Genomic DNA, 19,716 nt, shown 5'->3' with positions numbered 1-19,716 from the left:
ATATATAATTAATTTAGTATTAAATAATTGAGGCTTTTTAATAATCTGTGTATCTTTGTTTTGTAAAGTACTAGTTCAGATTAATTCTGTCTTCAAATTTTATCATAAAATGAGCAATTGCTGTATTTCAATTTTGAATGGGCATTGTTCATTTTTTTTGTTATATTTTCAATTGCTAAGTAAAATATTTTGAAAACTGCCATATCATTTGGAAAAACTTTTTTATTTCTGATGACTTTTCGTAATTGACTAATAACAGATTCAATAGAATTTGTAGTATAAATCACTCTTTTGATTTCTGGAGGATAACTAATAAAAATCATTAAATTATCTCAATTTTTATATCAAGATTTAGCAATTTGAGGATAGTATTTATTTCATTTACTTTCAAATGATTCTAAAGCTTGCATTGCTTGTTCTTCACTACATGCATTATAAATTGGCTTTAAATCTGTAACTAGTGATTTTCGATGTTTGTATGAAACATATTTTAAACTATTTCTGATTTGATGAACTATACATAATTGATGTTCAGTTTTAGGATAAACTGATTGTATTGCTTCTGACATGCCTGTTAAGTTGTCACTACAAGCAATAAGAATATCATTTAAGCCACGATTTTTCATTTCTGTGAAATTTGCTAATCAAAATTTAGCGCCTTCATTTTCACTAATTCATAAACCTAAAACATCTTTTTTACCTTCTAAATCAACACCTAAAGCTATATAAACTGATTTGTTAATAATGTGGATGGGTTACACTTTATTGGACACTAATTACGTAGACAAGTGAACAAATTAGTTAAAAGAAAGGAAATATAATTATGGCCAATATTAACTCATATAATGATGAATTTAAAAAACAAATAGTATCTTTATAATATATCAAAATGGCAAATCAGTATCTTGCCTTGCTAAAGAATACAACGTTACAAGAACAGCTACTTATAAATGAATTAAGCAATTTACAAATTCAGGCAGTTTTAAAACTAAAGATAATCTTTCGGATTTAGAAAAACAATTAATTCAAGCAAATAAAGAATTAAAACAATTAAGAATGGAGAATGATATTTTAAAGCAAGCAGCACTAATAATAGGCAGAAAGTAGAGATTATTACAAATAATAAATCTAAATATAAAATTCGTCCAATTTGTCGTTTTTTAAAACTTTCTAAATCAACATATTATTTTAATTTAAAGAAAAAAGAAGATAAAATCAAAAATAATATGTATGATGAAGCTGTTATTAGTGCTTTTAAACAAAATAAAGAAGTTTATGGAACAAGAAGATTAAAAGTCAGTCTAGAAAATAAAGAAATTTATTTATCACGCAAAAAAATTAAAGAAATTATGAATCAGCATAATTTAATATCAAAATACACTAAATTATCATTTAAAAATCATCATAACAAAGTCAATGATAGCCAAATAAGCAATCTTGTGAATAGAAACTTTAATAATAGGCTTAAAAATGAAGTTATTGTTAGTGATTTAACTTATGTTCAAGTTAATGGTAAGTGAAACTATATTTGCTTATTAATCGACCTATTTAACCGCGAAATTATTGGACATAGTGTAGGTACTAAAAAAGATGCATCATTAGTATATCAAGCATTTATGCAATCAAATCGCTGTTTAAAAGATATTCAAATATTTCATAGTGATCGCGGTAATGAATTTAATAATAAAACTATTGATAAACTTTTATTAGCATTCAATATTACCCGTTCTTTAAGCAAAAAAGGTTGTCCTTATGATAATGCTGTTGCTGAAGCAACTTTCAAAACTTTCAAAACTGAATTTATTAATGATAAAAATTTTACATCATTAATCCAATTAAAATTAGAATTATTTGATTATATCAATTGATACAACAACATACGAATCCACAGCACTTTAAACTACCTAACTCCAGTTAAATATCATGAAAAAATGTCTACCAAAAAATAGTCCTAAAAAGGGTTGCCATTCCACAATTTGCATCTCAGAATTCAACATTTTTTCAACTAAACGTTTTGTTAATTCTTTATATAAACCCCCTTCTTTAAAAACTGTTGTTAAATCTTCAGTATTTTCTAATAATAAATCTACTGCTTTTGATATTGGATCATTATTATTAAAGTTATCTTTTTTAGCCATCTGTAACTCACTCTTTCTAGTCATTTAATTATATTTACTAGAATTAATTAAACATAGTTATTTTTGTAAGTTACACAGATTACTAAACATTACCAAACCATCAAATCTTCTCTGTCTTTTTGGCACTATTACAGGAGTAAAATTACTATTACGATCTCGTGGTACATCAATCTCAATTTTACCTTGTTGAGTTATTAATTTTTTTGAACTTATACCATTACGAGCATTGTCACTATTACTATGTTGATTTTTTTCATATCCTAAATAATTTTGCATCTCAGAATTCAACATTTTTTCAACTAAACGTTTTGTTAATTCTTTATATAAACCCCCTTCTTTAAAAACTGTTGTTAAATCTTCAGTATTTTCTAATAATAAATCTACTGCTTTTGATATTGGATCATTATTATTAAAGTTATCTTTTTTAGCCATCTGTAACTCACTCTTTCTAGTCATTTAATTATATTTACTAGAATTAATTAAACATAGTTATTTTTGTAAGTTACACAGATTACTAAACATTACCGCTCATTTTTGTAGTTTTATGAAAAAAAATATTAAAAAATCATAAATTTATTGTATAATATTTAACAGTTTTACTTATAGAAACTAATATGGCGACTGTGGCGTAGCGGTCTAGCGCATCAGTTTGTGGAACTGACATTCGCGGGTTCGAATCCCGTCAGTCGCCCCATTTAATAAAATTATGTTTTTTTACTACTCCTTTTTGGAGTTTTTTCTTTTTTAAATAAATATTATTATAAATTTATTTTTGCTTTTTATTTACTAAATAAATAATGGTATAATTATTATGTTTTATGATTTGCAGAAAGTTGAGGTTTAAATGTATATGTACCTTAAAGAAGGGCAAATACTTTCAATTCATGCATATAAGCATAATGGCGATTTATATCGTAGTTGAAATAATTCAATTGTTTTAGAAGATACTGAAAAATATTTAGTTTTAGTAAATGAGAATGTAACAATTACTGAAATTAATGGTCGTAAATGAACAACCGTTGATCCAGCAATTTGGTTATTTTTTAAAAATGATTGATACAATATTATTTGTATGATTCGTAATGATGGTGTTCATTATTATTGTAATATTGCCAGTCCTTTTATTTTAGATTCGCAAACAGTTAAATACATTGATTATGATTTAGATGTTAAAGTATTTCCTAATCGTTCTTATAAACTGTTAGATTTGAAAGAATTTAAAACTAATCGTTGAATATGAAAGTATCCAATACCTTTACAAAATATATTATGACAAAATATAAATAAATTAAAAAAAGGAATTAAGAAAAATGAAATTAATTTATTTAATGATGATGTAATTTTAAATTATTGAAAAAGTTATCAAGACCAAAGTTTACAAAAATAGTAAGAACATATGTTCTTAGAACCTGTTTAGAATCTTTTTAATAAAACTGAAATAAATGAAAGAACAACCATTTGTAAACTAGTATTTAGTTTTCTTTCACAATTTTTTCATAATCTTCTGTATTTTTCTAATCAAGCAAAGCTTCGTTCTACAATTCATCTTTTTGGTAATACTACAAAAGTATGTAATTCATTGCGTTTTATCACTTCAACATTTGCATTTATGATTGTTTTGATTTCAGAAGCAAATTTTTCACCAGTATAACCAGCATCTACTATTATTTTTTGAACTGCAGAAAGATTTTCTTTTTCATTTTCAATCATTATTATAGCGCTATTACGATCTGTTTTTTCTGCCGTGGTTATGTAAATTGCATGTGGTAAACCTTGAGAATCAACAACAATATGACGTTTTATGCCTGAAATCTTTTTACCAGCATCATAACCTTTATTTTCAGTAGTATCTGTATTTTTAACACTTTGCGAATCAATTATACAAAAACTAGTTTGTTCTTTGCGATTATTGTTGATACGAACTTTTTTAACTAATTTTTTTTAAAATTAATTGCAATACACTAGGTTCTTTACCATTATTTTTACTTCAAATTTGAAAATAATAATATACAGTTTGTCATTTTGGAAAATTTTTTGGTAACATTCTTCATTGACAACCACTTTTTAATACATATAAAATTGCACAAAATATTTCATATAAATCTAAACTTCTTGGTTTTGTTTTCTTTTTACTATTTTCTAAAATTGATTTTATGTTTTCAAATTGTTCTTTGGTGACATGACTTGGATAATTTTTATGCATATATACCTCTTATTTTAAAATATATAATCATTTTACATTATTTTCGAAAAGATTTTAAACAGGTTCTTACTATTTTTGATATTAAAACTTTTTATAACTAAATTAAATTTTTTTATAAAATAGGTAATGTTTTTGCATAATTATGTTCTCTCATAATACTGTTTATATTACTTTTTTTACTTTTATCTTCAATACTATTATTTATATTTTGAATATCTATATCATTAAATTGTATTTTCTTTTTGTAATTATGATAATTAATAGCATATGTTTTTAATTTTTTTATTTCTTTAAACATTAAGTTTTTTATTTCTTGTTCAATTTCTTTATTCATTTTTTTACTCCTTTTAAAAATAAAAACCTATTTACTTTGTTTTTCAAAGTAAATAGGTTAAAAAAAAACAATATTTAGTTTATAGTTATTTTTAACATCTTTTTGAAAATTTACAATTAATAAATTGGATGGGTTACACTTTATTGGACACTAATTACGTAGACAAGTGAACAAATTAGTTAAAAGAAAGGAAATATAATTATGGCCAATATTAACTCATATAATGATGAATTTAAAAAACAAATAGTATCTTTATATCAAAATGGCAAATCAGTATCTTGCCTTGCTAAAGAATACAACGTTACAAGAGCAGCTACTTATAAATGAATTAAGCAATTTACAAATTCAAGCAGTTTTAAAACTAAAGATAATCTTTCGGATTTAGAAAAACAATTAATTCAAGCAAATAAAGAATTAAAACAATTAAGAATGGAGAATGATATTTTAAAGCAAGCAGCACTAATAATAGGCAGAAAGTAGAGATTATTACAAATAATAAATCTAAATATAAAATTCGTCCAATTTGTCGTTTTTTAAAACTTTCTAAATCAACATATTATTTTAATTTAAAGAAAAAAGAAGATAAAATCAAAAATAATATGTATGATGAAGCTGTTATTAGTGCTTTTAAACAAAATAAAGAAGTTTATGGAACAAGAAGATTAAAAGTCAGTCTAGAAAATAAAGAAATTTATTTATCACGCAAAAAAATTAAAGAAATTATGAATCAGCATAATTTAATATCAAAATACACTAAATTATCATTTAAAAATCATCATAACAAAGTCAATGATAGCCAAATAAGCAATCTTGTGAATAGAAACTTTAATAATAGGCTTAAAAATGAAGTTATTGTTAGTGATTTAACTTATGTTCAAGTTAATGGTAAGTGAAACTATATTTGCTTATTAATCGACCTATTTAACCGCGAAATTATTGGACATAGTGTGTAGGTACTAAAAAAGATGCATCATTAGTATATCAAGCATTTATGCAATCAAATCGCTGTTTAAAAGATATTCAAATATTTCATAGTGATCGCGGTAATGAATTCAATAATAAAACTATTGATAAACTTTTATTAGCATTCAATATTACCCGTTCTTTAAGCAAAAAAGGTTGTCCTTATGATAATGCTGTTGCTGAAGCAACTTTCAAAACTTTCAAAACTGAATTTATTAATGATAAAAATTTTACATCATTAATCCAATTAAAATTAGAATTATTTGATTATATCAATTGATACAACAACATACGAATCCACAGCACTTTAAACTACCTAACTCCAGTTAAATATCATGAAAAAATGTCTACCAAAAAATAGTCCTAAAAAGGGTTGCCATTCCAAATATATATATATATATATCAAATATATTAACTTTGTAAATTATTTTCATATATTTTCATATTTTTTGAAATAATGTTTTAATAAATTTAATCAATTATCTAAATTAGAACCATATTTTTTTTCTAAATCTCATAAAAAATTACCATATACATCATTACCGCCAACCAGTACATAAGTTTCTTTTCAACTAATTTTTCCTTCTTCTAGTTTAATTTCTTTTACAAAACCAAGGTTTTTTAGATCACTATCAATTAAACTATTTTTTTCATTTTCTTTTCAATAATGTTCTATTATTTCTCCATTTTCATTTTTTGTAAATCAAAATTCATCTCCCACTTTACCAATTAAGTTATTAAAATTTTTATTATTTATTAATTCATTTTTTAATGATATTTTATCAATTAATTCTGAATTAGTTAAATTAGAATGAAAATCATTAATGTTATCACCCAATCTCATTACAATATGTGATGGTACATTTTTTATTGGTACTAAATCATTTTCTCAATTTTTTATTTGCATACTATTTTTATCTTTTGATGATAATTTAAAATTGTTATTATTAATATAATTAAAACGATTTTCTTTTGATATTAAATCTTTATAATTACTTGAATTATATTTAGTTACTCCTTGCATTCATCAAACATAACTATCAAGAAATGCCTTTGGATAATAATTATTTTCTAGTAGTTTTTTAGTTGGTATTGCTTCATCTCCATAGTTGATATTTTCGCCTTGAAAACGATTTGAATCAAATAAAACAATACCACCACTTTTTCATACATGTTTAACAAATTCTAAAACTCCATTATAAAGTTGTTCTTCAAAATTGACTTGATGATCAACTCATTTTTTAAATTCATAATCCATATCTTTCATTTTTGGATTAAAAAATTTATAAATTGAAAAACCAATATTATTTATGAATGTTTCATCCAAATCAGTAATAACAATAGGTACATATTTATTAGCTTCAATTTTTGATTCATTATAATGCACAGTGTAATTTTTATCTTCTTCATCATTTTTGGCATTAGGTTTATTTGCGGTTGCGTAAATAACATCTAATGATAAATGTTTTTTATTTGCTTCTATAACATCATCATACTGTTTTATTGCTGCACGAAAAGTATTTAATAAGGATATTTTTCTTTCTGCTGATTCTTGTCAAATTATTGATTGTAACACTTTTAAATCATAAATATTGTTATTTTTATAACATCCAATAGCGCTTAAACTTGTACTTGTAATAATTATTAAACCACTTATTATTTTTAATATTTTTTTCATGTTTTTTCTCCTTTTAAAAATAAAAACCTATTTACTTTGTTTCTCAAAGTAAATAGGTTAAAAACTATATTTAGTTTGTAGTTTTTTTAACATTTTTTTTGAAATTTTACAATCAATAAAGATAATATATTTATTTTTAAAATTTAAAAGACAAGATATAATTATTATTAACTATTTAAATTACGTATTATTGTTGATTTATATTGGCTAAATGTTAAGATAAATGTAAAATTAGATACTTAATTATTAATTACATTTAGTTTTTAATAATTTTAAAAATGATTGATAAATAAAATTATTGTTTATAGATTTTAAATTTTTTTTGCATAAGATGTTAAAAATAAAGTACGAATAGTTTACTAGAAATATTGCGAAATAATAATTATAAAGAGGTAAAAGGATGTTAAAATTTTCAAAAACATTATCTAACATTGGTATTTATCTACTTTTGACAACATTAATGCCGGTAATGGTTATTTCTATAATTATGATTTCTTTAAAAGGATTAATGGAAAGTTCTTATGAATTATTATGGAAGTTTGGAGAATGATTACAAGAAGTTTTTGATTCTGGATTAAGTACTATTCAATGATTAGGATGAATTATATTGATAGCTTGTCTAACAACTTATGGTATTCTTATATTTATTTTAGTTATGATAAATTCAAGAAAAGCATTTGAACAAAGAATTGGTTATATTCTTGGTTTAGTAATTGGAGTTGGTTCAATTGTTGTTACATTATTACCATTAATTATTGTTAGTATTGCCAGTGTCTTGGCAATGGAGTAATAACTTTAGTATTAGGATTATCATTTGTTTTTATTGGATTAAATGGTGGTTTAGTTGCTTGTGGATCATTATTTGGTTTAATTAGTGCAAAAAATATTATAAATTTATGAGATGCAAAGAAAAAGTAGATATAATCTACTATTTGTTATTTATGTATTTACTTCATGGTAATTGTAAATTTGTTAATGTATAATGCATTAATTGTCGATGTATGCTAATAATTAAAACGTTAAATATTGTTACAATAAGTAAAATTCATCAATGATCGTTTAAAGTATTAAAATAATCAAGTTTGCTTTTAAAAACGGCAGTTTCAACTAACATAAATAATGCATTTAAAATGAAAAAAATTAATCAACCAAAACTAAATAGAATAATTAGATAACGATAAAATTTAGTTTGAAAAGTACTACCTTTGACTTTAATTTGATAAACTGTTTCATAAGTATAATGATTAATAGAAAAAGCAAACAAAATTAATAGAATTAAACTATTTATGCCAACTATTAATAAAATATTAATTATTTTTTCACTAGTAGTATTTATTAAAATTGAACCTATTATTATAAATATAATTTGAACAATTAATCACAAAATGCTAACATAAAAAAAACTTTTTTTTGTTCAGTATTTAATTAATTCATTTTCCATTTTGTATCACCATATTAATTTTAGTATATTTTATGCAAATATAGAATAAAATTTATCTTTTTATAATTTTTCATAACATAATAAGTTTGGGAATAACTAAAATTAGAGAGGGAAATAAAATGGCAATTGAAGTAGAAATTAGGCGTATACGTCTAAGAACCTGTTTAGAATCTTTTTAATAAAACTGAAATAAATGAAAGAACAACCATTTGTAAACTAGTATTTAGTTTTCTTTCACAATTTTTTCATAATCTTCTGTATTTTTCTAATCAAGCAAAGCTTCGTTCTACAATTCATCTTTTTGGTAATACTACAAAAGTATGTATGGATGGGTTACACTATTTTCTAAAATTGATTTTATGTTTTCAAATTGTTCTTTGGTGACATGACTTGGATAATTTTTATGCATATATACCTCTTATTTTAAAATATATAATCATTTTACATTATTTTCGAAAAGATTCTAAACAGGTTCTAAGACTTGGTTGAACGCAAGCATATTTGGGGAAATTAGTAGGTGTTCGTCAAGCAACAATTAGTAGAATTGAGAGTAATGCTAAAAATTCTTCATGAGGAATAATTCATAAAATTTTTTTAGCATTATTAGTAGATATGAATGATATAAAAGGTTTTACGCATGATTTTGTATTAAAAGAAAATGATTTTGAACTATTTATTAAACTGTTAATGGCTAATTCACAATTAAAAACTAATATTTTATATAATCCTGTTCATTGTGCACGAATTATTCTTGATGCATATAATAGAGGAATTATTAATTTTGATGAAAAATATGGTAAAAATAAAGTATAAAAAAATTGTAAATAAATATTAATATTTTTACTGTAGTACATTTTTTTATTTATAGGAGAAATTTATGAAATATTTTTTAAAATTATTAATTATTACTTTGTTAATAAATAGTTCATCAGTAGGATTAATTGGATGTAGTATTCCTAGTGTTGGTGATATTTGAATAATTACTGATGGTGGTGATTTATTCGATAAAGCTTTTAATCAGCAAGTATTAGAAGGTTCAAAAGAGTTTACTAAAACATTTAATGATAATCGTATTATGATTAGTAATTTACCCGGTAATGAAGTTTGAAAAAATAAAAAAATGAAAACGCGTTGAATTATTTCACGAGATAGTACCGTTTCAACTTTACAAAATAATTATAATTTAGCAACATTTGCTGGTGCTAAAACAATTATTGTTGTTGGGTTTAATCATCTTGGTGCATTAACATCAGCTATTCAAAATCAATATAAAAAGTTAGGTGTTCGTTTTATTTTAGTTGATGCTAAATTAGAAAAGCCAGTTGATGTAGCGTGTTTAAGTTATTCAGCAGAACAATCAGGGTTTTTATCAGGATTAGCAGGAGCAATATGATTAGCAGCTAATCATGAAACATATGATGATAATGGTTTAAAAATGTCAACTTTTGGTGGTTTACCAGCTGATACTATTGTTAGTTATATGATGGGTTATTATTGAGGTGTATATTATTTTAATAAATATCGTAATAGCAATGATAATTTATTGGAAATGACTAATGCCATTAGAATTAAAGAGGGTAAGGAAAAAATTGAAAAATGAACTAATAAATTTGATATTCATTTTGATAAAATTGCTAAACAATTTACAGGTAGTTTTGAATCCGGTACAAAATCATCAAAAGCGATAACTTCACAATTAATTGATGGATATAAAGATGATATTGTAATGCCTGTTGCAGGAGCACAAACAATTGATTTAGTATCAGCTGTTAAAAACTCTACTACTAATAGCAAAGCAAAAATTATTGGTGTCGATGTTGATCAAAGTGTTCAATATAGTTATGCTAAAGATATTTTTATTACATCAGCTTTAAAAGGAATTCATAAGTCAGTTAATACTTGATTATGACATTCTTTTAATTTAGATTATAATGAGGATGGTATTAAACCTATTAATGGTGAACAATACTTTGATGGTAGCATACCACAACCAGCATTAGGTGGTCAGCAATATCTTGGAATTGCTAATAATGATTCTATTAGTGCTATTTATAATAACTTAATTATTGATAGTAATGATTATTGACATTTGGCACAAAAAGTAACTGATGCTTATAATAAATTAGTTGCTGATTTAGCTAATGATTCTACTCGTGATAAGTGAGAAAATGCTTGAAAAAATTATGTTGATGAAAGTGTTGAAAAGTATAAACCACAGTTTTAATAAAACTTTACTATATATTTTAAAAAATTTATAATTATTCTTGAATTTTTAAAGAATAAGTTTTATTATCTTATATAATGGTAGTTATGCCATTAAAAGGAGAAACTAGTGTTTAGAGTTAATTGTGAAAATAAGAAAATAATTAATATTAAATACATATATACTGTATTTTTTAATAGTAAGTTATTCCCACCCATTTATTTTCAAAATTTATTTATACACAGTTTTATTTTATTTTGAATAATTGAATTAAGAAAGCAATGTTTTTGCTTTCTTTTTTTATATTTTTTTTATATAAATATTTATATATAATTGTAGGAGGAATATAATAGTATGCGTAAAATTTTTACTGTATTTAGTGCAATATCATTGTCAGTAATAATGATATTACCAATCATTGCTTGCAATAGTCAGTTTAATGATCCAAATATTTATCGAATAACTGTTGTAACTGATGGACATACTATTAATGATGCTTCTTTTAATGAATCATCATATAATGCTGCCCTCAAGTTTAAACAAGAGTTTAATGATTGAACACATAGTGATTATGTTGATCCTCAATATAAAAATAAAAGAGTTGAGGTTTCTTGAGATAATCCCCAATTAACTAATACTGATGATTTAATGACATCATATAATAAAGCCGTTTTCATAAACAGTAAAGTAATTATTGCTTCAGGATTTTTACATCATAATGCTTTGGTTAAAGCACAAAATACTATTTTAAAACATAAAGTGAAATTTATTTTTATTGATGGTGATACTGCAAATAAAGAAGTACCAAAATCTAATAAACAATTGGCTGGTTTACTTTACAAAGCAGAACAATCAGGCTTTTTAGCCGGATTGGCAGGGGCAATATGGTTAACTGCTCATGCTAATCAATATGGTGGACTTGATAATTTAAAAATGTCAACCTATGGTGGACTTGATATTCCAGCAGTTACTAATTATATGTATGGTTATTATTGAGCCATACAGTTTTTTAATAATAAATTTAAAAATAAAGAAGATGAAGAAAAATTAATATCATGAGTTAAAATTTTAAATTCAGATTTTAAAGAATCATTACCAAATATTAAATTTATAACTTCAGGTACTCAATTTAGTGGTGATTTTACTCAAGGTTCAAAAGGTTCACAAGCAATTAATGATGATCTTGCTCGACAAAAAACTAATATTATTTTTCCGGTAGCAGGACCACAAACCGAAGATACTTTATCATCATTAAAAAAATCTGGTCAAGGTAAAATTATTGGTGTTGATACAGATCAACAACTTCAATACCCACAATCTGCAGATAGGTTTATTACTTCTGCAGAAAAAGATTTAATTAGTTCAATTAAACTTATGCTCTGAAAATCAGTTGGTAAAACTGATCAGAATCCAGAGCATCCAACTGATCCAACTGCCGATCAAACATTTATTGATGATGCACCATACAGAGGTGGGCCTAATTTTACTGGAATAGCACCAAATAAAGCAATTAAAGATGGTGATAAAGATATTTACACACCATTAATGACAGAAATTACTAATTGATTAGATAAAATTTCTGCTGGATGACAAAAAGTACTCAATTTAAAAGATCATTATTGAATTAATGGTATTAAAAAAGAATATGATCCATTTAAATAATTAAGAGGGGTGATAAAATGCAAGTAAATATTGAAAAACAGAACTTACAATATGCTGTTGAAATGGAAGGTATTACTAAAGTTTTTTTAGATACTATTATTGCTAACAATAATATTTCTATTAAAATTAAAAAAGGAGAAATTCACGCTTTGGTTGGCGAGAATGGTGCAGGTAAATCGACACTAATGTCAATCTTATTTGGACTATATCAACCAACAAAAGGTATTATTAAAATTAATGGTAAAGAAGTAGTAATATCAGGACCAATTAGAGCAGGCGAATTAGGTATTGGAATGGTACATCAACATTTTAAATTAGTTGATAACTTCACTATTTTACAAAATATTATTTTAGGTAGTGAGCCGGTTCATAAATGACAGTGAATTAATTATAAAAAAGCTAAATCTAAAATTTTAGAAATTTCAAAAAAATATAAATTAGACATTAAACTTAATTTAAAAATTGAGAATGCTAGTGTTGGTATGCAACAACGTGTTGAAATTTTAAAAGTTCTTTATCGTGGTGCTAGTATTATTGTACTTGATGAACCAACCGCGGTTTTAACACCACAAGAAATTACTAGTTTATTAACAATTATTGAAGAACTTAGACGTGATGGTAAAACTATTATTTTTATTAGTCATAAATTAGAAGAGGTTAAACAAGTTGCTGATAATGTTACAGTAATTCGTTTAGGTAAAGTTATTGAAACTTTTGAATCTAAGAGTAAAACTAAAGAAGAAATTGCTACTTTGATGGTTGGTAGAGATTTAGTTGATATTAGAAATCAAGGTAATGTTGTATTAGGGCCAGTATTATTAAAAATTGATAATTTATTTGTTCATAAAATTGGTAATTGGAAATCAATAATGGGTCTTTCTGATTTTAGTTTAGAAGTTAAGTCACGAGAAATTGTGGCTATTGCTGGTATTGAAGGTAATGGTCAAACTGAATTAATTTCAGCAATTACTGGTTTGATTAAGCCAGAAAAAGGTGATATTTTTTTTGGTAATAAGAATATGAAACACAGTTCAATTCAAAGTTTATATAAAAGTGGTTTAAGTCATATTCCTGAAGATCGTCATAAATATGGACTTGTTTTAGATTATAATGTTATTGATAATATGGTTTTACAAAATATTAGCGAATATCCTTTTTCTAAGCATGGTTTGATTCGCAGTAAAGCTATTCAATCTTATGCACAAAATATTATTAATAATTATGATGTTCGTGGTAGTAAAAGTGGTTTTGCTTTAGTTAGAGGTTTGTCAGGTGGTAATCAACAAAAAACGGTTGTTGGTAGAGAATTAACAAGAAAACATAAAATTTTAGTTGTTTCTCAGCCAACACGTGGCTTGGATATTGGTGCTATTGAATATATTCATAGTCGTATTCTTGATGAAAAAAATGAAGGTAATGCAGTATTATTAATTTCTTATGAATTATCAGAAGTTATGTCATTAGCAGATCGAATTGTTGTTTTACATGCTGGTAAAATTACTGGTAATGTTAGTCCTAAAAATGTTACTCGTGAACAATTAGGATTAATGATGGCGGGACAAAAAATGTTAATGGAAGGAAATGAAGATAATGTTTAAACAAAAAACATGATTTTTAAAACGACGAAGTCGTTTATATCTTGGTTCAAAAGAAATGAATAGTAGTCTTACTAAATTTAAGGGTTCAATTTTTGCCATTATTTTTGGATTAATTATTGCTTGTTTTGTTATAATTGGTTCAGGTCAAAATGCTTTTACTTATTTTCAGTTGTTATTAACATATGCTTTTACAAGTTGGCCAGCTAATAATTGAGATAATACTTTAGTTTGATGAGCAATTTATATTGTAGCAGGATTAGCACTAGTTATTTCTTTCCGCTCAGGAATGTTTAATATTGGAGTTGCGGGTCAAATGTTAGCAGCAGGAGCTGTTGTTATCGCAATTGGTGTCCGTTATGACTTATCACAACCATTAGCTATAATTAGCGCGCTTTTTGCTGGAGTATTAGCAGCAATATTGGTGGCGTTGGTAACAGTGTTATTAAAAGTTTTTTTTAATGTTCATGAGGTTGTTACTTCTATTTTATTAAATTGAACAATTTGATATTTAGTAAAATGACTATTTAAAATCAATAAAGATTTATATGATGCTGATCATGGAACATCAGCAACTATTCATGATAGTATGAGTATTAATGGTTATAATTGTATACTACCATTATTAATTTCTATTATTTTAATAATAACAGTTTGATTTTTATTGAAAAAAACAACTTTAGGTTATAAAATTCGAACAGTAGGTTTAAATCCATTTGCTGCGGTTTATAGTGGTATTAATCATAAACATTATTGCATAACATCATTTGTTATTTCAGGAGCATTAGCAGGAGTAATGGCTGTTATTTATTACATTGCCAAAAATCCTTCAATTAGTTTTTTAACTGATGATTTACCAACTATTGGTTTTGATAGTATAGCTGTTGCCTTAGTTGGTCAAATTAATCCAATAGGTGTTGTGGGTTCTGCTTTTCTTTGAGGCTTAATTAATAGTGGTGGTTCAATTGGTTCAGTATTAACATTACCATCAGCAACTGGTGATATTATTTTTGGTGTTATTATTTATTCAGCTGCTTGTGCAGTTTTATTATCTCGTTTACAGCCAATTAAATTTTTAATTCGTTATTTAAATATAGCCTTTGATGGAGAAAAACGAAAAGTTACAAATAGTTTTATTGCCAAGATGTACTATCATTTTATTGAAAATTTTAAAATAAAGAGACAATATAATAAGTTAAAATCAGATTTAATTAAAGAAAAAAATAATAAAATTAATCACTTAAAGATAGAATATAATAAATCATTATCAGATTATGAGTCAAAAGTTAAAAATTTAAAACAAAATCTTTCACAAGAAATTAATAAATTGAAACAAGAATTAAGTGATCAATTAAAGTCATTAAAAAATGAATTAGTTAAAACTAATGATAAAAAATTAAAAGAACAATTAATTTTAAAAAAATGTCAACTTCAAATTACTTATAAAATTGAAACTAAGGAATTAATTAAAAAATATAAAATTGATAAAGAACAATTAAAAGGAAAATATAATAAAATACTATGAGATGATAAGTCAGTAGTTAAAAATTTAAAACAAAATCTTTCACAAGAAATTAATAAAGTTAATAGTGATATCAACTTACAGTTACAAGCAGTTATTAAAAATAAAAATGATAAAGTTGGTGTTAATTGAGCACAATTTTTCCAAGAAAATAAAGCTTTAAATCATTATATATATAAACAATATAATGCAATTTGAAAAAAAGGTAAAATTGGTAATTGAAATAATTTTCAACAAGAAATAAAAACGATTTATGGTGAAAGTTTAAATATGTATATTAATGAAAAAATGAAATATGAAAATAATGTTTATAACTATAAGCAAGATTTAATTCGAGAAATAGTATTATTAAAAAAACAAAAAGCAATATTAAATAAGTCAAGAGTAAAAGACTTAAAATTAAATCTTTATCGAGAAATTAATAAATTGAAACAAGAATTAAGTGATGAATTAAAGTTATTAAAAAATCAAACAGTTAAAACTGACGATAAAAAAATAAAAAAACAATTAATTTTAGCAAAACATCAACTTCAAACTAATTATAAAAATAATGTTAAAGACTTAATTAAAAATTATAAAATTGACAAACAGCAATTAAAAAGTCAAATTATCCCAATTAATAGTAATATTAATATATTAACTAAACAATTTACTAAAAAAGCGGAAATTGAAAAGACAACTTTTATTAATAAATTTACTGATATATTTAAAAATGAACAACAAGCAATTATGAAAATAAAAACTGAAAGAACAGGAGGAAAAAGTTAATGGAAGCACTCAAAATAATTCTTGAACATTCTAGTTTAATTTTTGTTGTTTTAGTACTTGGTGCATTATCTGGATTAATTTCAGAACGTGCTGGTGTTGTTAATATTGGTATTGAAGGAATGATGACAATTGGTGCTCTTGCTTTTTCTTCATTTGGAAAAAATATAGGTGTTAATTGAGGTAATTGATCACAAATTGTTGCTTTATTAGTAGCTGGATTAGTGGGAATGGGATTTGCTTGTTTCCATACTTTTGCATCAGTTACTTTAAAATCTGATCAAATTATTTCTGGCGTTGCAATTAATATTTTAGCAGCAGCAATTGCAGTTTTTGTTGTTCAGTTACCAGGGAATAATGGTTTTATTTCATTAACAAATATTTATCAATTACCAAAAATTGGTAATAATGAATTTTTTAATTTATATTTATTTTTAGCAATTATAGTTTTAGTAAGTATTGCTATTATTCTAAAATATACTAAATGAGGATTACATCATGTTGCGACTGGTGAAAATCCCAATGCGGTTGATGCTGCAGGAATTAATGTTATTAAACAACGATATGTTGCTGTATTATTATCTGGTTTTTTAGCAGGAATTGCTGGTGGTATTTTTCCAATGTATGCTAGTCAAACTTTTCGTGGGACAGTTAGTGGAAATGGTTTTATTGCTTTAGCTATTTTAATTTTTGGACAATGAAGAGTACCATTGATTACAATTGGTGCTGCCTTATTTGCTATTGTTGAAACAACAGGTGCCAGAATTACGTTTTTACCAAATATTCCTCAATGAATATCAAGTAATTCTGATATATGGAATATATTGCCTTTTGTAACATCTTTATTAGTTTTAGTGTTTACATCAAAATGAAGTAAAACACCAAAAGCATTGGGTATTGCTTTCAATAAATCTAAACGATAAAATTAGTTATTAAGAATTTGAAAAAAATTGCAATAATACAGTTTTATTTATCAAAAAAAATAAATATAATTTTTGATAGATAGAAAAAATGTGGTAAAAGTTTAAATTAAATTTAATTAATTATGTTTATAGGAGGAGCAAAGCATATGGATAATGAAAGTATAGTTATTAATGTACCTTATTTATTTCAAAAAAATAAAGAAAAAAGACAAGAATATAAGCAAAGACCTGAAGTGAAAGTAAGGAGGAGAGAATATGATAAAAAAGATATCAGCTTATTAAAGAAAAACAGCGAGAGTATAGTAAATTATGATATTGACGCAATAAAGAAAGGCAACAAGAATATAGAAAAAAATGTTATCAGCTTAATAAAGAACTGGAACTAAAAAATAGTAAATTATGATATCAACGCAATAAAGAAAGGCAACGAGAATATAAACAAAGATCTGAAGTAAAAGCAAGAAAACGAGAATATGATCAAAAACCCGAAGTAAAAGCAAGGAGAAGAGAGTATGATAAAAAGAGATATCAACTTAATAAGGAAAAAAAGCAAAAACAAAGAGAATTACAATCTGGTTATGTTTTTAGTTCAAAACAAAATTTTGATTTAAGCAGTTTTAATTGTGATGATATGTGTAGTGAACAAATAAAAAATATTGCATGAGATGTTTTAGAATTACAACTTTATTCAGAAACACAAGAAACAGAATTAGATAAGTTGTTAGAGGAAGCAGAATTTGAATATATGGCTAATGAAGAACAAAGTTCGGTACTAAGTAGTGAAAATTTGTTATCTAATTTAATTTATGATAATGTTTGTGGTGAACAAATTGTAAAAGATGTATCAAATAATTTAGAATTATGTCAATCTGGTGAACAATTATTAGTTAATAAAAAAATATCACAACAAATTTTAGGTAATGTTTAGTAATCTGTGTAACTTACAAAAATAACTATGTTTAATTAATTCTAGTAAATATAATTAAATGACTAGAAAGAGTGAGTTACAGATGGCTAAAAAAGATAACTTTAATAATAATGATCCAATATCAAAAGCAGTAGATTTATTATTAGAAAATACTGAAGATTTAACAACAGTTTTTAAAGAAGGGGGTTTATATAAAGAATTAACAAAACGTTTAGTTGAAAAAATGTTGAATTCTGAGATGCAAAATTATTTAGGATATGAAAAAAATCAACATAGTAATAGTGACAATGCTCGTAATGGTATAAGTTCAAAAAAATTAATAACTCAACAAGGTAAAATTGAGATTGATGTACCACGAGATCGTAATAGTAATTTTACTCCTGTAATAGTGCCAAAAAGACAGAGAAGATTTGATGGTTTTGATCAACAAGTTCTTTCCTTATATGCAAAAGGTATGACATTATCAGATATTAGAATGCAGTTACAAGAGTTATATCATGGTGCTGATATTAGTGAAAGTGTTATTAGTCACAAATATTACTGATGATGTGATTGATGATGTCAAAGCATGACAAAATAGACCATTAGAAGGCATTTATCCCATTGTTTATTTTGATTGTATAGTAGTTAAAGTACGACAAGATAAACGCATTATTAACAAATCAGTTTATATAGCTTTAGGTGTTGATTTAGAAGGTAAAAAAGATGTTTTAGGTTTATGAATTAGTGAAAATGAAGGCGCTAAATTTTGATTAGCAAATTTCACAGAAATGAAAAATCGTGGCTTAAATGATATTCTTATTGCTTGTAGTGACAACTTAACAGGCATGTCAGAAGCAATACAATCAGTTTATCCTAAAACTGAACATCAATTATGTATAGTTCATCAAATCTGAAATAGTTTAAAATATGTTTCATACAAACATCGAAAATCACTAGTTACAGATTTAAAGCCAATTTATAATGCATGTAGTGAAGAACAAGCAATGCAAGCTTTAGAATCATTTGAAAGTAAATGAAATAAACACTATCCTCAAATTGCTAAATCTTGATATAAAAATTGATCCAATTAATGATTTTTATTAGTTATCCTCCAGAAATCAAAAGAGTGATTTATACTACAAATTCTATTGAATCTGTTAATAGTCAATTACGAAAAGTCATCAGAAATAAAAAAGTTTTTCCAAATGATATGGCAGTTTTCAAAATATTTTACTTAGCAATTGAAAATATAACAAAAAAATGAACAATGCCCATTCAAAATTGAAATACAGCAATTGCTCATTTTATGATAAAATTTGAAGACAGAATTAATCTGAACTAGTACTTTACAAAACAAAGATACACAGATTATTAAAAAG

15 protein-coding genes, 1 tRNA gene and 6 pseudogenes are annotated in these 19,716 nt (G+C 24.7%); 14 read left to right on the top strand and 8 right to left on the bottom strand.

Translation table 4 applies throughout. The annotated features are described in order from the left end of the window. Window positions 1-70: 70 nt before the first annotated feature. Window positions 71-746: pseudogene (locus ACI2WJ_RS03535) on the bottom strand (IS256 family transposase); the annotation flags it as partial. Window positions 747-870: 124 nt separating this feature from the next. On the opposite strand from ACI2WJ_RS03535, the gene ACI2WJ_RS03530 reads away from it, so the two are divergent. Continuing rightward, window positions 871-1,949, top strand: a protein-coding gene (locus ACI2WJ_RS03530; protein WP_400255238.1) for an IS3 family transposase whose coding sequence is annotated in 2 segments (ribosomal slippage) — window positions 871-1,072 and window positions 1,072-1,949 — 1,080 coding nt in all. Because the reading frame shifts where the segments join, the coding sequence is not laid out codon by codon here. A 27-nt stretch (window positions 1,950-1,976) separates the two neighbouring features. On the opposite strand, the pseudogene ACI2WJ_RS08110 reads toward ACI2WJ_RS03530, so the two are convergent. Together ACI2WJ_RS08110 and ACI2WJ_RS03520 are read right to left on the bottom strand one after the other, a co-directional pair. Then, window positions 1,977-2,138: pseudogene (locus ACI2WJ_RS08110) on the bottom strand (IS256 family transposase); the annotation flags it as partial. A 96-nt stretch (window positions 2,139-2,234) separates the two neighbouring features. Continuing rightward, a pseudogene (locus ACI2WJ_RS03520) lies at window positions 2,235-2,570 on the bottom strand (transposase); the annotation flags it as partial. Window positions 2,571-2,755: 185 nt separating this feature from the next. Here ACI2WJ_RS03520 and ACI2WJ_RS03515 point away from each other — a divergent pair. Together ACI2WJ_RS03515 and ACI2WJ_RS03510 are read left to right on the top strand one after the other, a co-directional pair. Then, a tRNA-His gene (locus ACI2WJ_RS03515) sits at window positions 2,756-2,832 on the top strand. Between the two features lie 150 nt (window positions 2,833-2,982). Continuing rightward, entirely contained in the window at window positions 2,983-3,525 is a 543-nt protein-coding gene (locus tag ACI2WJ_RS03510) for a DUF402 domain-containing protein (RefSeq protein ID WP_400254846.1), read from the top strand. A gap of 26 nt (window positions 3,526-3,551) precedes the next feature. Here the strand turns inward: ACI2WJ_RS03510 and ACI2WJ_RS03505 are convergent. Together ACI2WJ_RS03505 and ACI2WJ_RS03500 are read right to left on the bottom strand one after the other, a co-directional pair. Further along, a protein-coding gene (locus ACI2WJ_RS03505; protein WP_400254448.1) for an IS5 family transposase occupies window positions 3,552-4,341 on the bottom strand; the annotation gives its coding sequence in 2 pieces (ribosomal slippage) (window positions 3,552-4,079 and window positions 4,081-4,341; 789 coding nt in all). A 112-nt stretch (window positions 4,342-4,453) separates the two neighbouring features. Continuing rightward, the gene (locus ACI2WJ_RS03500) at window positions 4,454-4,675 is read right to left on the bottom strand and encodes a hypothetical protein (RefSeq protein WP_338958120.1); all 222 of its coding nucleotides are present in this window, start codon (window positions 4,673-4,675) and stop codon (window positions 4,454-4,456) included. Between the two features lie 201 nt (window positions 4,676-4,876). Here ACI2WJ_RS03500 and ACI2WJ_RS03495 point away from each other — a divergent pair. Then, window positions 4,877-5,999 (top strand): annotated as a pseudogene (locus ACI2WJ_RS03495) (IS3 family transposase). Window positions 6,000-6,062: 63 nt separating this feature from the next. On the opposite strand, the gene ACI2WJ_RS03490 reads toward ACI2WJ_RS03495, so the two are convergent. After that, window positions 6,063-7,316, bottom strand: coding sequence for an HAD family acid phosphatase (locus tag ACI2WJ_RS03490; RefSeq protein ID WP_400254845.1), 1,254 nt, complete (start codon window positions 7,314-7,316; stop codon window positions 6,063-6,065). A 400-nt stretch (window positions 7,317-7,716) separates the two neighbouring features. Between ACI2WJ_RS03490 and ACI2WJ_RS03485 the strand changes: the two genes are divergently transcribed. After that, window positions 7,717-8,106 carry a hypothetical protein gene (locus ACI2WJ_RS03485; protein ID WP_400254844.1) on the top strand — a complete coding sequence of 130 codons (390 nt, stop codon included), beginning with the start codon at window positions 7,717-7,719 and terminating at the stop codon, window positions 8,104-8,106. 138 nt (window positions 8,107-8,244) lie between these two features. Here ACI2WJ_RS03485 and ACI2WJ_RS03480 read toward each other — a convergent pair whose 3' ends face one another. Next, the gene (locus ACI2WJ_RS03480; RefSeq protein ID WP_252320146.1) at window positions 8,245-8,757 is read right to left on the bottom strand and encodes a hypothetical protein; all 513 of its coding nucleotides are present in this window, start codon (window positions 8,755-8,757) and stop codon (window positions 8,245-8,247) included. Between the two features lie 164 nt (window positions 8,758-8,921). Next, window positions 8,922-9,083: pseudogene (locus ACI2WJ_RS03475) on the bottom strand (transposase); the annotation flags it as partial. Between the two features lie 175 nt (window positions 9,084-9,258). Here ACI2WJ_RS03475 and ACI2WJ_RS03470 point away from each other — a divergent pair. The 9 genes and pseudogenes from ACI2WJ_RS03470 (at window position 9,259) to ACI2WJ_RS03430 (ending at window position 19,679) form a co-directional block, all read left to right on the top strand. Then, the gene (locus ACI2WJ_RS03470) at window positions 9,259-9,570 is read left to right on the top strand and encodes a hypothetical protein (protein ID WP_400254843.1); all 312 of its coding nucleotides are present in this window, start codon (window positions 9,259-9,261) and stop codon (window positions 9,568-9,570) included. Between the two features lie 64 nt (window positions 9,571-9,634). Then, a complete protein-coding gene (locus ACI2WJ_RS03465) occupies window positions 9,635-10,981 on the top strand; it encodes a BMP family ABC transporter substrate-binding protein (RefSeq protein WP_400254842.1) in 1,347 nt (448 codons plus the stop codon). A gap of 333 nt (window positions 10,982-11,314) precedes the next feature. Then, window positions 11,315-12,622: a BMP family ABC transporter substrate-binding protein gene (locus tag ACI2WJ_RS03460; protein ID WP_400254841.1), complete on the top strand. Its 1,308-nt coding sequence runs from the start codon at window positions 11,315-11,317 to the stop codon at window positions 12,620-12,622. A 17-nt stretch (window positions 12,623-12,639) separates the two neighbouring features. Next, the gene (locus ACI2WJ_RS03455; RefSeq protein ID WP_400254840.1) at window positions 12,640-14,220 is read left to right on the top strand and encodes an ABC transporter ATP-binding protein; all 1,581 of its coding nucleotides are present in this window, start codon (window positions 12,640-12,642) and stop codon (window positions 14,218-14,220) included. Continuing rightward, window positions 14,213-16,507 carry an ABC transporter permease subunit gene (locus ACI2WJ_RS03450; protein WP_400254839.1) on the top strand — a complete coding sequence of 765 codons (2,295 nt, stop codon included), beginning with the start codon at window positions 14,213-14,215 and terminating at the stop codon, window positions 16,505-16,507. Before ACI2WJ_RS03455 ends, ACI2WJ_RS03450 begins: the two co-directional genes overlap by 8 nt. After that, window positions 16,507-17,427, top strand: coding sequence for an ABC transporter permease (locus ACI2WJ_RS03445; RefSeq protein WP_400254838.1), 921 nt, complete (start codon window positions 16,507-16,509; stop codon window positions 17,425-17,427). The genes ACI2WJ_RS03450 and ACI2WJ_RS03445 overlap by 1 nt, the downstream gene beginning before the upstream one ends. A gap of 146 nt (window positions 17,428-17,573) precedes the next feature. Further along, on the top strand, window positions 17,574-17,813 hold the full coding sequence (locus ACI2WJ_RS03440) for a hypothetical protein (RefSeq protein WP_400254837.1): 240 nt from the start codon (window positions 17,574-17,576) through the stop codon (window positions 17,811-17,813). 245 nt (window positions 17,814-18,058) lie between these two features. After that, window positions 18,059-18,355: a hypothetical protein gene (locus ACI2WJ_RS03435; protein ID WP_400254836.1), complete on the top strand. Its 297-nt coding sequence runs from the start codon at window positions 18,059-18,061 to the stop codon at window positions 18,353-18,355. An 82-nt stretch (window positions 18,356-18,437) separates the two neighbouring features. Beyond that, a pseudogene (locus tag ACI2WJ_RS03430) lies at window positions 18,438-19,679 on the top strand (IS256 family transposase). Window positions 19,680-19,716: the final 37 nt, after the last annotated feature.

Origin of the sequence: Spiroplasma endosymbiont of Cleonymus obscurus, assembly GCF_964273375.1 — a bacterium.
Classification (GTDB): domain Bacteria; phylum Bacillota_I; class Bacilli_A; order Mycoplasmatales; family VBWQ01; genus Spiroplasma_E.
This window is presented reverse-complemented; position numbering and strand designations above follow the sequence as displayed.